Origin of the sequence: Nonomuraea sp. NPDC001636, assembly GCF_040298265.1 — a bacterium.
GTDB lineage: Bacteria > Actinomycetota > Actinomycetes > Streptosporangiales > Streptosporangiaceae > Nonomuraea.
The window spans coordinates 6281-18873 of the sequence record NZ_JBEOZT010000045.1 but is presented as its reverse complement, the minus strand read 5'-3'; the positions used below and the strand labels follow the sequence as shown (position 1 = coordinate 18873).

Sequence of the window (12593 nt, the reverse complement as noted above, 5' to 3'; positions counted from 1 at the left end):
TGCCCTGCGCGTCAGCCCGTCTTGTCCAGGAAACCGGACACCGCGGAGACGAACGCGGCCGGGTCGTCCACCCACGGGAAGTGCCCGGCGCCGGGCAGCGTCACCGGCGTGGCGTCGCGGAACAGGGCGGCGAAGGGCCGCGCGTAAAGGCGGCAGGGGTGGACGTCCAGGTCGCCGGTCAGCAGCAGCGCCGGCGCGTCGAGCGCGGCCAGCCCGGCGCTGACCTCCTCGGGCGTCACCGGGGACGGCGCGTAGAAGCCGTCCGCCGCGGCCTCGCCGCACTCCTCCTCGGCCCTGGCGGAATGGGCCGCGGCGCGTTCGGTCCAGGGGCCGTAGAAGAACCGGTGGCGCTCCACGCCCTCGTCGGCCAGGAACTCGGCCAGGGCGGCGGCGTACCACGGCTCGTGCGCGCGCAGCTCCAGACCGGCCTGCCAGTCCTCCTCGGTCGGAGTGAAACCCGCGGCGACCGGCGAGGGCGCGACCAGGCACAACGACCTCAGGCGGGCCGGATGCAGCCCGGCGTACCGGACGGCCACGTTCGCGCCCGCCGAGTGCGCCAGCAGGTCCATGCGGTCCAGTCCCAGGTGCTCCCGCAGCGCCTCGACGTCCTCGGCCAGCCGGTCCCACCGGTACGTCCCGGGGTCGGCCGGGATCGCCGAGTCGCCGGTGCCCCGGCCGTCCAGCCGGATCAGCCGCCGGGGCAGGCCGCCGAGGCCGCCCAGGTAGCGAGAGGCGCGGCCCGGTCCGCCGGGCACGCACACCAGCGGCTCGCCCGTCCCGTACGCGTGGTAGGCCAGCTCGGTCCCGTCGTGGGCGAGAAAGGAGGGCATGGGGCGATTATGCCGGGTGCCCGTGGTCGTCGGGCGGCGGATCCTCGAACCGCGGCCGCTGCGGCGGGCCGCCGCTCACCGACCGGACGATCGTCGCCGCGACGTGGTGCACCTTGAGGTTGCGGTCCTGGGAGACGTTGCGCAGGATCTCGAACGCCTGGTGCGCGGTGCACCGGCGCTGCGCCATGACGATGCCGATCGCCTGGTCGATGACCGGGCGGGTGCCGAGCGCCTCCTTCAGCTGCGCCGCCACCTCCCGCGTACGGGCCGCGCCGATCGCCACGTCGAACAGCACGCCGATCGTCGCGGCGCTCACCTGCGCCGCGACGTGCGTCGGCGCGGCGAAGCCGCCCGCGCCCGCCGAGTAGAGGTTGAGCGTGCCCAGCAGCCGTCCCTGGGAGGTCAGCGGCTCGGCGTGCAGGCTGAGGATCCCGTGCGGCTGCGGGCAGAAGGACCCCCAGGGGGCGTCGCCGGCCGCCAGACCGGCCGCCGTGACCGCGCGCCCGGCCTCGATCGCGTCGAAGCTCGGTCCCCGCCCGGCCGCCGACTGCATGCCGTCGAGCATCCCGGCGCGGGCGTGCGCACACGCCGCCGGACGGATGCCGTGTTCGGTGCACAACGTCACACTGACCAGCGGAGAGTCGGGCATCGCACGGGCGGCGATGACGACACTCCGCGCCAGTGCCCGTTCGAACTCGTCGATTCCGGCCGGAACAGCGGTCCTGTTCAACAAATCCCTCGCGCTCGGCTGCGGCTCACGCCTGCGACCAGACAGCCTGCCCCTCCAGCGGGGTTCTAAGCGGGCCCCGCCGGAGGTTTTCCCGGGACTCCTCAGGCGAGGTAGGCGTCGACCTCGGCCAGGTAGGCGTCCTTCAGGTGCCGCGGCAGCCAGGTGATCTCGAACGCGTTGCGCTCCAGCCGGGCCAGCTCCTCGCGGGTGAGCTGCAGCTCCTCCTGCAGCGCCACCAGGTTCTCGCCCACGTACCCGTTGAAGTACGCCGGGTCGTCGGAGTTGATCGTCACCCGGACGCCGAGCTCCATGAGCTTGCGGATGCCCTCGGCCTTCATGGAGTCGGTGACGTACCCGTTGGAGATCGGGCAGCAGGTCAGGCCGATGCCGCGGGCCAGCACCAGGTCCACCAGGCGCTGGTCCTCCAGGATGTTGACGCCGTGGTCGATCCGGTCGACGCCGATCTCCTCGATCGCCTGCCGGATGTGCTCGATCGAGTTGTCCTGGTCGACGTCGCAGTGCATGGTCAGCAGGTAGCCCTCCTGGCGGGCCCGCTCGTACACGGCGGCGAACTTGGCCGGCGGGTTGCCCTTCTCGTCGGAGTCCAGCCCGATGCCGACGATCCACTCCTTGTACGGCAGCGACTCCAGCAGCGTCGCCATCGCGTACTCGGCCTGGAAGTCGCGCAGGAAGCACATGATGAGCTGGGCCCGCACGCCGAGCTGCCGGTCGGCGTCGATCAGCGCCCGCCGCAGCCCGCGGATCACCACGTCGAACGGCACCCCGCGCGAGGTGTGCGCCTGCGGGTCGAAGAAGATCTCGGCGTAGCGCACGTTCTGCTCGGCGGCCTTGCGCAGGTAGGCCATGGCCAGGTCGTAGAAGTCGGGCTCGGTGCGCAGCACCTGCATGCCCTCGTAGTAGACCGTGAGGAAGGAGGGGAGGTCGTCGAAGGAGTAGGCGGCCCGCATCTCCTCGACCGACGTGTAGGGCAGCGCGATGCCGTTGCGCCGGGCCAGGTCGAACTTGAGCTCCGGCTCCAGCGTGCCCTCGATGTGCAGGTGCAGCTCGCACTTGGGGAGACCGGCGATGAAGTCCTTCATGATCAAACCTCCGTGAGGATGGGGTCGACGACCTCGAGCCGTACGCAGTCGACCAGCCCGAGGTCGGTGACGGCGTAGTCGGGGATCGCGGTGATCGACAGGAAGAACAGGTACATCAGCGGCGCCGGCAGCGTGCAGCCCAGCTCGCGGGCCAGGTCGTCGAGCCGCTCCTCCAGCACCGCCATCTCGGCGGCCGGCAGGTCGGAGACGATGCCGCCGACCGGCAGCGGCAGCAGCGCCCGCACCTCGCCGTCCACCACCACGGCCTGGCCGCCGCCCTGCTCGGCGACGGTGTTGACGGCCAGCGCCATGTCCTCGCGGGAGGCGCCCACGCAGATGATGTTGTTGTCGTCGGGCGCCGCGCTGGTGGCGATCGCGCCGGCCCGCAGGCCCATGCCGCTGACCATGGCGACCGGCTTGTTGCCGGTCTTGCCGTAACGCTCGACGACCGTGACGAGCAGCGCGTCCTGCTCCACGGACGGCTCCACGACGCCGTCGGTCACCGGCAGGGTCACGTCGCGCCTGCGGCGGACGAAGACCTGCTCGGTGAACCCGAGGGTCAGCACGGTCGCCTGCTCGCCCTCGGCGCGCAGCACCAGGTCGCCGGCGGTGACCGGGGCGATCGGGAACGGCCGGACCGGGCCGCGCTCGGGGGCGGGCGTCGGCGTGACCATCCGGCCGTCGCGGGCGGCGGGCACGCCGTTCGCGATCACCTCGCGGACCCGGAAGTCCTCCAGCGAGTCGACGATCAGGACGTCCGCGAACCGGCCGGGGGACAGGCTGCCCACCAGGTGGTCGATGCGGTACATCTCCGCGCAGTTCACCGTGGCCATCTGGATCGCCGTCATCGGGTCGATCCCCGCCGCGACCGCCATCCGGACGAGCTTGTCCATGTGGCCGCCCGCCAGCACGTCGGCGGCGTGCACGTCGTCGGTGCAGAACGCCAGCCTGCGGGAGCCGGCCAGGGCCACGGCCTTGATGTTCTCGTCGAGGAAGTGGGCGACGGAGGACTCGCGGATGATGCCGTACATGCCGCGGCGCAGCTTCTCCAGCATCTCCTCGTGCGAGTACGACTCGTGGTCGAGCCGCACCCCGGCCGCCGCCAGCCCGCTGATCCGGCGCGGGTCGGACAGCGGCGCGCAGCCGAACACCGGCAGCCGCCGCTCCCGAGCCAGGTCGAGAGCCTCCATGACGGCAGGATCGGAGTGTTCCACCATCTCTTGGACGGTCTCCCAGATCCCCACACATTCCGGCCATTCGTGGGCGATCCTGTGCTCAGCCGGACCGAACGGATACCCGACGGTCGACTCAGGCACGGTGTAGGGCGCCTTGGCGGGTGCACCCCACCAGATTCGCATGCCGGTCGCCGCCGACTCGTCCAGGAAACGCCGGACGCCCGGCAGCCCCTCGGCCACGAGGATCTGGTCCAGCCCCGACACCACGCTCGTCGTGCCGAACGGCACCACCAGGTCGGCGAAGCTGGTGACCGACAACTTGCTGCACTCGATGTGCAGGTGCCCGTCGATCAGGCCGGGCACCAGGTAGCCGCCGCGCGCGTCGATCACCTCGGTGTCCTGGCCACGCTCCAGCACCGGCTCCACGGCGGCGATCCGGCCGCCCACGATGCCGATCTCGGCCGGGTACAGCTCGCCGGTCAGCACGTTGACGAGCGTGCCGTTCGTGATGATCGTGTCCGCGGGCCGCCGCCCGTACGCCACGTCCAGCAGGTCGCGGTCCATCATGCCTCCACAGTCCGTACGGCGGGCCGCGGCACGAGCAGCGCGTACGCCGCACCGGCCACCAGGAAGCCCGCGAAGATGCTGAAGTCGCTGCCGCCCGTCGCCTCCGACAGCGGCCCGACGAAGACGGCCGAGTTGATCCACAGGGCCGCCGCCGCCATGCCCAGGACCTGCGCGATGATCGCCGGCCACCGGACCTGGCCGGGCGCCTGCTCGTCGAACAGCGCCTCGGCGTCGTAGCGTCCCCTCCTGCGCAGCCAGTCGGTGATGTAGACGCCGGCCCAGGGCGCCAGCCAGATGATCAGCAGCGCGAGGAAGTTGTTGAGCATGGTGTTGAAGCTGTTCGAGGTCACCGCCACGAACGTGATGAGCACGCAGAGCACGAGGTCGCCGACGACCGCCACCCAGCGCTTGACCTTGATCCCGGCCGCCTGCAGGTTCAGCCCCGAGGAGTACAGGTCGGTGGTGTTGACCGCGAACAGCGACACGATCGCCAGCAGCAGGTACGGCACCACGAACCACTGCGGCAGCGCGCCCGGCAGCCCCGAGATCGGGTCGGTGTTGTCCTTGACCACGGTCGCCACGGCCGCCCCGAGCGTCATCAGCAGCACGTACGGGACGAACCCGCCCAGGGCCGCGTACCCGAAGACCGCCTTCCTGGAGGAGCTCGCCGGCAGGTAGCGGGAGTAGTCGCCGCCCAGCGGACCCCACGACAGCCCGCCCGCCGACATGATCATCGCGATCGCCATCGTGAACGTGGCGAAGTCCGCCGACCCGCCGCCGCCCCCGAGCTCCACCTTGGGCGCGATCAGGATCGCCATCAGGCCGAACAGCACGACGAACACCCAGGTGAAGTACTTCTGCGCCTTCATCACCGCGGCGTGCCCGATCAGCGGCAGCACCAGCTGGATCGCCGCCGCCACCAGGATCACCACGACCTTGAGCCCGAGCCCCTGGTCGCTCACCCCCGCCTGCTCCAGCAGCGACAGCGCCGCGAATGTGATGAGCACCATGCCGCCGGCCTCGAAGCCCACCATGTTGAGCCAGCCGAAGAAGCTGAGCACGCGGGCGCCCTTGGGGCCGTAGGCGGCCCTGGAGACCGCCATGGTGGAGGTGCCGGTGGCCGGGCCCTGCAGGCTGGTCAGGCCGACCAGCGGGAACGACAGCAGGTTGCCGATGACGATCGCGATGACCGCCTGCGTGAAGCTGAGCTGGAACGCCGCCACGATCGTGATGCCGTAGACGAGGGTGAAGATGCCCATCGTCGTCCCGGACCAGAGGAAAAGCAGGTCACGCGGGCGGCCGTACCTTTCGCCGGCCGAGACCAGTTCGATCCCGCGTTGTTCCATGGCCCCTCCTGAGGGTCGCTGGGTGTGTGCGCACACAGTGAACCGTAGGGGGGTGACCTGGTGAGTTATCGGGACATACGAGCGTACTGGGAGCCAGTTGTGCCCCGGCTACAAAGTGATCGCCAAGCCGACTGCCGTACCTGGCTGGAGAGTGATCGCCAAGCCGACCGCTGTGACCGGCTACAAGGTGGGCGCCAAGCCGACCGCTGTGACTCGCTACAAGGTGATCGCCAAGCCGACTGCGAACAGCAGGCCGTACGCCATCTGCAGTTTGCCCGTCTGCTGCAGGACCGCGATCAGCGCCGGACCGACGGCCTTGCCCAGCACCGTCCTGATCGGCGTGACCGCGAGCGGCGCGGCCAGCGCCGCGAGCGCCGCCCACGGCGTGACCGCGATCATCGCCAGCGCCACCACGAACGGCACCACCTGGCACAACACGTACAACGCCCGGGTGCGCTCGGCGCCGAGCACCACCGCCAGCGTGCGCTTGCCCGACGTGCCGTCCGTCTGGACGTCGCGCAGGTTGTTGACCACCAGCATCGAGCAGGACAACAACCCCACCGGGATCGAGGCCAGGAACGCCGTCCAGCTCAGCTGCTCGGTCTGCACGTACGCGGTGCCCATCACCGGGACCACGCCGAAGAACACGAAGACCGCCAGCTCACCCAGGCCGCGGTAGCCGTAGGGCCGCTTGCCGCCGGTGTAGAACCAGGCCGCCGCGATGCACGCGACCCCCACCAGCAGGATCCACCACGCCCGCGTCACGACCACCAGCACCAGCCCGAGCACCGCCGCGACCGCGAAGCAGCCCAGCGCCGCCGTCAGGACCTGCCGGGGCGTGGCCGCCCGCGAGCCCACGAGCCGCATCGGGCCGACGCGCTGGTCGTCGGTGCCGCGGATGCCGTCGCTGTAGTCGTTGGCGTAGTTGACGCCGATCTGCAGGGACAGCGCCACGAGCAGCGCCAGGACCGCGCGCCACCAGACGAATCCGCCGTCGCCGATCGCCACGCCCGTACCGACCATGACGGGGACTACGGCGTTGGGAAGGGTGCGCGGGCGCGCGCCCGCGATCCACTGACCGGGGGTTGCCATGCTGTCGAACCTCTAGCTGATATCCGTGGTGAGCCTGACCATGCGGATCGGACGACCCATGTCGAGGACGCGTTCGGCCATGTCCTCGCCCCAGCCGGCCGACTCCAGGAAACCGAGCACAGCGTAGTTGTCGGCGAACACCCAGGTGACGATCTGGCGGAAGCCGTCCTCACGCAGGTAGTCGACGGTGGCGTTGAGCAGGCGGCTGCCGTGGCCGCGGCGCACGAAGTCGGGATCGACCAGCAGCGTCAGCATCTCGGCGACCCTGCCCGGATCCAGGTCGGGGTCCTCGGCGGGGGCGTGCGAGGCCAGCCCCACCACCCGCTCGCCGCCGCGCGGGGTCGTCAGCGCCGCGCTGCCGCCCGCGCCCAGCGCGGGGAAACCCTCGGTGTCGAGGATGGTCTCCACCGCGACCAGCACCCGGTGCGAGGGGCCGGGCGGGGCGACGATCGCCTCGTCCCACTGACGCAGCCACATCTTCTCGGCCGCCGGCCCCGTCATCTGCTCGAGTGGGCCTTCCGGGAGGAACTCCCGATATCCGTAGCGCCAGGCGCGGATCTGAGTATTCGCAACCTGGAGAACATCCTCGCGCCGGGCCGCCCGGACGCCTACGTCTGCCATCTCGGCCCGCTCCTTCGCCTGCCGTTCGTGCCACAAGGCACGAGTTACACCGTATCGGTGTTTGAGCCTTGGAGATGACGCGAACCCCGCTTCCCCGCCCGGTATGCGCGTGTCTTGGTGGTGTCACCGCATACCGGCATCGAACACCATGAGCGCGAACGATTCCCGGCCACGTCGCTGAACACCCGCCGACCCGTTCCTCCACCCGTACGACGACCCACTCCAACAACCTCCAACGACCTCCGCCCGCCGATCCGCGCCCTCATCCGCTCGTGTCGATCCGCGCCTGCCCATCCGCGCCTGCCCATCCGCGCCTGCCCATCCGCCAGCCACGCGTGTCGATCCGCGCGTGTCGATCCCCGCCCACCGACTGAGGCGGGGGTGGCCCATGCGGCGGTGATCGCGTCCGGGCGCGTCCGGGCGCGCCCGCGTCGCCCGAACCGGCGTCTGATCACCGGGCCGGGCGTCCGATCACCGGACCTGTGCGTCCAGCGCCCGCCCGAGCCTCCGCACCCCCTCCGCCAGGACCGTCAGGTTGGCGGCGGCCATGTGCGTCACCCTGATCCGCGGCCCCGGCGGCTCCGACGGGTAGTACATCCGCCCCGGGCTCACCAGCGTCCCGTACCGCCGGGCCGTCTCGACCAGGGCGTTCTCGTCCACCTCCGCGGGCAGCCGGAGCCACAGGTGCAGACCGCCGATCGGCACCAGATGCACCTCCACCCCGGGGGCGTGGGCCGCCAGCGCCGCCGTGAGCGCGTCCCGCCTGGTCGCGATCTCGGCGTGCACGGTGTTCAGATGCCTGCCCCACGCCGCCGAGCCCACGAACTCCAGCGCCGTCTCCTGCAACGGCCGCGCCACGAAGAACGACTCGACGAGCTGGCTGGCCCGCAGCCGGTGCGCGGCCGGCCCACGGGCCACGACCGCCGCCACCCGCAGGCTGGGGGACAGGATCTTGGTCAGCGAGCCCACGTTGACGACCGTGCCGTGCGCGTCCATGGAGGCCAGCGACGGGGGAGCGGCAGGGGACAGGTAGCGGGCGTAGTCGTCCTCGATCACGAACGCCCCCGCCGCCCTGGCCACCTCCAGCACCTGCGCGCGCCGCTCCAGGGGCAACGTCGCGCCGGTGGGGTTGTGCAGGGTGGGCTGGCAGAAGAACACCCGCGCGCCGGTGACGGCGAACGCCTCGGCGAGCAGGTCCGGCCGCACGCCGTCGCGGTCCATCGGCACGGCCGTCGCGCGCAGCCCGGCCGCCTTGGCCGCCGCCAGCGCTCCGGGATAGGTGGGCGTCTCGACCAGCACCGGCGTCCCGGGGGCCGCCAGCGCCCTGAACGCGTGCGTCAGCGCCGCCTGGCCGCCGCTGACGATCAGCGCGTCCGCCGCCGTCACGTCGCCCCCGGCCTGGCGGGCGAACCAGCCGCGCAGCTCGTGCAGGCCGTTCAACGGCGGCGTCGCCCAGACGTCCGGACGTCGCACCGCCCTCGCGGCGGCCGCCGCGAGCTGCCTGTCCGGCCTCAGCCCCGGGTTCAGGTAGCCGCCGGTCAACGGCACCACCTCCTCGGGCGGCTGCGCGAGCAGCGCCGCCACCGGCCCGTCGTCCACCACCCGGTCGCCGAGGGCGACCGTCTGCCAGGACAGGTCCAGGGGGTCCTGACCGCGCACGACCTGCCGCGGCGCCACGAACGCGCCGCTTCCCGGACGCGACACCACCCGCCCTTCGGCGGCGAGCTGGCCGATGGCGCGCGAGACCGTCACGGGGCTGACGTTGTGCCGCCGCATGATCTCCCGGCTGGACGGAAGCCGCGCACCAGGCCCCAGACGGTCGGCCTCTTCACGCAGTATCGCAGCAATCTGGGCGATACTGCTATCGTTGGTCATGAAGGACAAGGATAGCGCTACCGCCCAAAACGCAGTAGCACCCCCACCCACCCACCCCGCAACACCCCCCACCCCACCTCCCGCCCCCGCCTCTTCGGCCCCCGCCTCTTCGGCCCCCCTCATCCAGCCGGCAGCCCCTCAGAACCCGACCACCTCTGCCAGCCCGCCCGACAGGACCAGCACCTCAACCTCCCCCTCCCCAGCCCCTGTTCCGGAGCCCGCCACCTCTCCCACCTTCTCCCCGACCCCCTTGAAGAGCCCCGCCACCTCCAACGGCCCCGCCACTTCGAACGGCGCCGGGATCTCCAACGGCCCCGCCACTTCGAACGGCGCCGGGAGTTCGAACGGCACCACCACCCTTCGCCACGCCCTGAAAGGCGCCGGCGGAGCCGCCGCCCGCGCCCGGCAAGGGACGATGCTGGCCTTCCTGGGCGTCCTTGCCTTCTCCGGCAGCTTCCCCGGCACCGTCTACGCGATGCGCGGCTTCGACCCCTGGCTGGTGGCCATCGGCCGCGCCGCCGTCGCCGGCGTCATCGCCCTGGTCTGCCTCAAGGTCGCTCGCCTGCCCCTCCTCCCGCCGCGCCGCCACTGGCCCTCCTACGCCGTGATCTCCCTGGGCGTGGTCTTCGGCTTCCCGGTGTTCAGCAGCCTCGCCCTCGACCTGGGCGCCAGCACCTCCCACGCCGCCGTGGTCATCGCCCTGCTACCCGCCGCCACCGCCGCCTGCGCCGTCGTACGGGCCGGCGAACGCCCCCGCCCCCTGTTCTGGGCCGCCTGCGCCGCGGGTGCCGCCGCGATCACCGCCTTCACCCTCACCCGAGGCCAGGCCGGCGCCGCCTGGCCGGACCTGCTCCTGGTCGGCGCCCTCCTGTCAGCCGCGCTCGGCTACACCGAAGGCGGCCGCCTGACCAGGACGATCCCCGGCTGGCAGGTGATCAGCCACGCCCTCGTCCTCTCCCTCCCGCTGACCGCCGTGATCACCGCGGTCCTGACCCTCACCACTCCCGTCACGCCGGCCGCCCCCGCCCTGGCCGGCTTCGCCTACGTGGCGCTGATCTCGATGTTCCTCGGCTTCATCCCCTGGTACGCCGGCCTGGCCAGAGGCGGCATCGCCAGAGCCGGCCAGACCCAGCTGGCGCAGCCGCTGCTGACCCTCGTCTGGGCCTGGGTCCTGATGGGCGAACGTTTCGGCCCGGCCACCGTGGCCGCCGCACTCGCCGTCCTGGCCTGCGTCGCCGTCACGCAGCGCACCCGCTCGTAGGGAAAGTCCTGGCACGACGACGTGCGCACCGGGCCGCGGCGAAGCTTGCATGGCGTGACGCCGCCACGCAGGATGGCAGGGGAGGTGTCACAACCATGGCGGACCTCACGATCCCGGAAGGCGGCTTCTGGCCCGCGCCGGAGATCCCGCAACCCAACATCTATCCGATGGAATGGCGCGTGGAGACCGAGAAACTCGCGGCCATCTACGAGAAGTCCAAGCGCAAACTCTGGAACCCGGCCGACCTCCCATGGGACGGCCTCAACCCGGACGACTTCACCCGCGAACAGCGCCTGGGCATCATGTACTGGTTCGCCGTCCTCGCCAATTTCGACGCCTCGGGCCCGGCCGTGTTCGCCCGCGCAACCATCCAGGCCTTCGAGAAACACGAGGAAGATCCGGTACGGAAGTGCTTCTTCTCCATCACCCGCGACGAGATGAACCATGAGGAGTGCTGCCAGCGCACCATCGCCCGGCTGTGGCCCGGCGGCCCCCTGAACTGGACCCCCGAAGACGATCTCGAAAAGGCCGCCCACAACAACATCGGCTGGCTCTACCACAACGGCGGACGCTACTGGACCGGCTACACCAGCGCCGTTGGAAGATACTCGCTGCCGGTCCTGTTCACGAGTTTCATGATGGGCGAGATGGCCGCGTCCACGCTGTTCAGAGGCATGGCCACGGGCACCCGGCATCCGGTCTTCGGCGAGATGTTCCAGCGCATCGGCCTCGACGAGTCCCGTCATCTGCAAATCTGCATGACCATTCTGGAAAACGAATGGCCGGGCCTCACCGACGAGACCCGCAGCCTCATCACCCGCCAGCTGCGGGCCGGTTTCGTGTTCCTCTCCATGATTCTCTGGGAGCCTCCGGAAGGTTTCTGGGAACTCCCGCCCTACTTCCTCGACAATCACCGCGTCCTGATGGACCACGCCAGGGAAGCGGGATTGGGCGTGCTCTCGTACGAGGAACAGAAGGAGAACTGGCGCGTGGCCATGGCGAAGGTCCGCGCGATCGTCGAACGATGGGGCATCGCCTTCCCCGCCATTCCCGAACTGGACCTGGAAGGCGTCGAGGTGAACGTCATCGACCCGGAGGAGATCATCCCCGTCTTCTAGGATGCGCGTATGTGGCCCCGCATCGACGGACGCAGAGTCCTCGCCCTCGGCACCCCCGGCAAGGTGCGCACCCTGCTGACCGACCTCACCCTCTCAGGCACGAAGACCGCCACCGCCGGCCTCCTGCCCCTCGACTACGAGGCGGAGGGCGAAGAGGTCGAACACGTCGGCGAACACCTGATCCTCGTGAACGACGCCGGCGAGAAGGCCGCCACCATCGAGATCACCTCAGTGGCGCTGGTGCCGTTCGCCGAAGTGCCGTGGGAGTTCGCCGAGGCGGAAGGCGAAGGATTCACCTCGATCCAACACTGGCGGGACGTCCACCAGCGCTACTGGTCATCCTTGGGCCACGAGGTGAACGACACCTCCACAATCGTCTGCCTCCACTACCGCCTACTCCGCACCTAACCCCCGCGCACAAAACACCAAGCCCCCGAAACGACCAACCCCCAAGCAACCACCGCCCCAGCCGCACTACCCCTCCTTGGGGGAGTGCGGCCATCAACCCCCCATGCACAACCCCGACCAAGCATCCACCCCGTGGGCCAAGTATCCACTCGTGGGGCGAAGCATCCGCCCCTTGGCCAAGCATCCACTCCCGGCCAAGCACCTCTCCCCGCCGAGCATCCACCTCCCGCCAGGCACGCATTCGCGGCCTTCGAACTCAAGCCCTGCCGCAAAGGCGATCCAACCCGCACCGCCGTCACTCCCGCACTGACGCCCTCAGCGACTTGCCCCACCCAACTCCCGCATACTTCGGCCTCCGTCGTCCCCTGTGCCGTCGTCCCCTGTGCCGTCGTCCCCTGTGCCGTCGTCCCCTGTGCCGTCGTCCCCTGTGCCGTCGTCCCCTGTGCCGTCGTCCCCTGTGCCGTCGTCCG

General features: G+C 70.8%; 13 protein-coding genes. 3 read left to right on the top strand and 10 right to left on the bottom strand.

All coding sequences use genetic code 11. The features are described from left to right. Positions 1 to 11: 11 nt before the first annotated feature. From ABT158_RS47075 to ABT158_RS47030, 10 genes are all read right to left on the bottom strand, one after another. Entirely contained in the window at positions 12 to 830 is an 819-nt protein-coding gene (locus ABT158_RS47075) for an alpha/beta fold hydrolase (protein ID WP_352365301.1), read from the bottom strand. 7 nt (positions 831 to 837) lie between these two features. Next, a complete protein-coding gene (locus tag ABT158_RS47070; protein ID WP_352365299.1) occupies positions 838 to 1560 on the bottom strand; it encodes a GAF and ANTAR domain-containing protein in 723 nt (240 codons plus the stop codon). 101 nt (positions 1561 to 1661) lie between these two features. Then, positions 1662 to 2660 carry an adenosine deaminase gene (locus tag ABT158_RS47065; RefSeq protein WP_352365297.1) on the bottom strand — a complete coding sequence of 333 codons (999 nt, stop codon included), beginning with the start codon at positions 2658 to 2660 and terminating at the stop codon, positions 1662 to 1664. A gap of 2 nt (positions 2661 to 2662) precedes the next feature. Next, a complete protein-coding gene (locus ABT158_RS47060; protein ID WP_352365295.1) occupies positions 2663 to 4402 on the bottom strand; it encodes an adenine deaminase in 1740 nt (579 codons plus the stop codon). Beyond that, positions 4399 to 5748, bottom strand: a complete 1350-nt coding sequence (locus ABT158_RS47055) for a purine-cytosine permease family protein (RefSeq protein WP_352365293.1) — start codon at positions 5746 to 5748, stop codon at positions 4399 to 4401. Before ABT158_RS47055 ends, ABT158_RS47060 begins: the two co-directional genes overlap by 4 nt. Before the next feature lie 216 nt (positions 5749 to 5964). Then, positions 5965 to 6840: a 1,4-dihydroxy-2-naphthoate polyprenyltransferase gene (locus tag ABT158_RS47050; RefSeq protein ID WP_352320764.1), complete on the bottom strand. Its 876-nt coding sequence runs from the start codon at positions 6838 to 6840 to the stop codon at positions 5965 to 5967. 12 nt (positions 6841 to 6852) lie between these two features. Further along, positions 6853 to 7341 (bottom strand): GNAT family N-acetyltransferase, encoded by a 489-nt coding sequence (locus ABT158_RS47045; protein WP_352320766.1) that lies wholly within the window; start codon positions 7339 to 7341, stop codon positions 6853 to 6855. A gap of 164 nt (positions 7342 to 7505) precedes the next feature. Then, positions 7506 to 7727, bottom strand: coding sequence for a CGNR zinc finger domain-containing protein (locus tag ABT158_RS47040; protein WP_352365291.1), 222 nt, complete (start codon positions 7725 to 7727; stop codon positions 7506 to 7508). 205 nt (positions 7728 to 7932) lie between these two features. Continuing rightward, complete coding sequence (locus ABT158_RS47035) at positions 7933 to 9336, bottom strand: aminotransferase-like domain-containing protein (protein WP_352365289.1); 1404 nt, start codon at positions 9334 to 9336, stop codon at positions 7933 to 7935. A gap of 138 nt (positions 9337 to 9474) precedes the next feature. Beyond that, complete coding sequence (locus tag ABT158_RS47030; protein ID WP_352365287.1) at positions 9475 to 9687, bottom strand: hypothetical protein; 213 nt, start codon at positions 9685 to 9687, stop codon at positions 9475 to 9477. 64 nt (positions 9688 to 9751) lie between these two features. Between ABT158_RS47030 and ABT158_RS47025 the strand changes: the two genes are divergently transcribed. The 3 genes from ABT158_RS47025 to ABT158_RS47015 all read left to right on the top strand — a co-directional run bounded on the left by ABT158_RS47025 (position 9752) and on the right by ABT158_RS47015 (position 12123). Continuing rightward, positions 9752 to 10597: a DMT family transporter gene (locus ABT158_RS47025; protein ID WP_352365285.1), complete on the top strand. Its 846-nt coding sequence runs from the start codon at positions 9752 to 9754 to the stop codon at positions 10595 to 10597. Between the two features lie 95 nt (positions 10598 to 10692). Continuing rightward, positions 10693 to 11715 carry a hypothetical protein gene (locus tag ABT158_RS47020; RefSeq protein ID WP_352365283.1) on the top strand — a complete coding sequence of 341 codons (1023 nt, stop codon included), beginning with the start codon at positions 10693 to 10695 and terminating at the stop codon, positions 11713 to 11715. A 9-nt stretch (positions 11716 to 11724) separates the two neighbouring features. Next, the gene (locus ABT158_RS47015; protein ID WP_352365281.1) at positions 11725 to 12123 is read left to right on the top strand and encodes an ASCH domain-containing protein; all 399 of its coding nucleotides are present in this window, start codon (positions 11725 to 11727) and stop codon (positions 12121 to 12123) included. Positions 12124 to 12593 lie beyond the last annotated feature (470 nt).

Bases quoted from the DNA above. Each gene is read 5' to 3' on its own strand.
- ABT158_RS47075 (WP_352365301.1), bottom strand. From the start codon at position 830: ATGCCCTCCTTTCTCGCCCACGACGGGACCGAGCTGGCCTACCACGCG.
- ABT158_RS47065 (WP_352365297.1), bottom strand. From the start codon at position 2,660: ATGAAGGACTTCATCGCCGGTCTCCCCAAGTGCGAGCTGCACCTGCAC.
- ABT158_RS47060 (WP_352365295.1), bottom strand. From the start codon at position 4,402: ATGATGGACCGCGACCTGCTGGACGTGGCGTACGGGCGGCGGCCCGCG.
- ABT158_RS47055 (WP_352365293.1), bottom strand. From the start codon at position 5,748: ATGGAACAACGCGGGATCGAACTGGTCTCGGCCGGCGAAAGGTACGGC.
- ABT158_RS47050 (WP_352320764.1), bottom strand. From the start codon at position 6,840: ATGGCAACCCCCGGTCAGTGGATCGCGGGCGCGCGCCCGCGCACCCTT.
- ABT158_RS47045 (WP_352320766.1), bottom strand. From the start codon at position 7,341: ATGACGGGGCCGGCGGCCGAGAAGATGTGGCTGCGTCAGTGGGACGAG.
- ABT158_RS47040 (WP_352365291.1), bottom strand. From the start codon at position 7,727: ATGAGGGCGCGGATCGGCGGGCGGAGGTCGTTGGAGGTTGTTGGAGTG.
- ABT158_RS47035 (WP_352365289.1), bottom strand. From the start codon at position 9,336: ATGACCAACGATAGCAGTATCGCCCAGATTGCTGCGATACTGCGTGAA.
- ABT158_RS47025 (WP_352365285.1), top strand. From the start codon at position 9,752: ATGCTGGCCTTCCTGGGCGTCCTTGCCTTCTCCGGCAGCTTCCCCGGC.
- ABT158_RS47020 (WP_352365283.1), top strand. From the start codon at position 10,693: ATGGCGGACCTCACGATCCCGGAAGGCGGCTTCTGGCCCGCGCCGGAG.
- ABT158_RS47015 (WP_352365281.1), top strand. From the start codon at position 11,725: ATGTGGCCCCGCATCGACGGACGCAGAGTCCTCGCCCTCGGCACCCCC.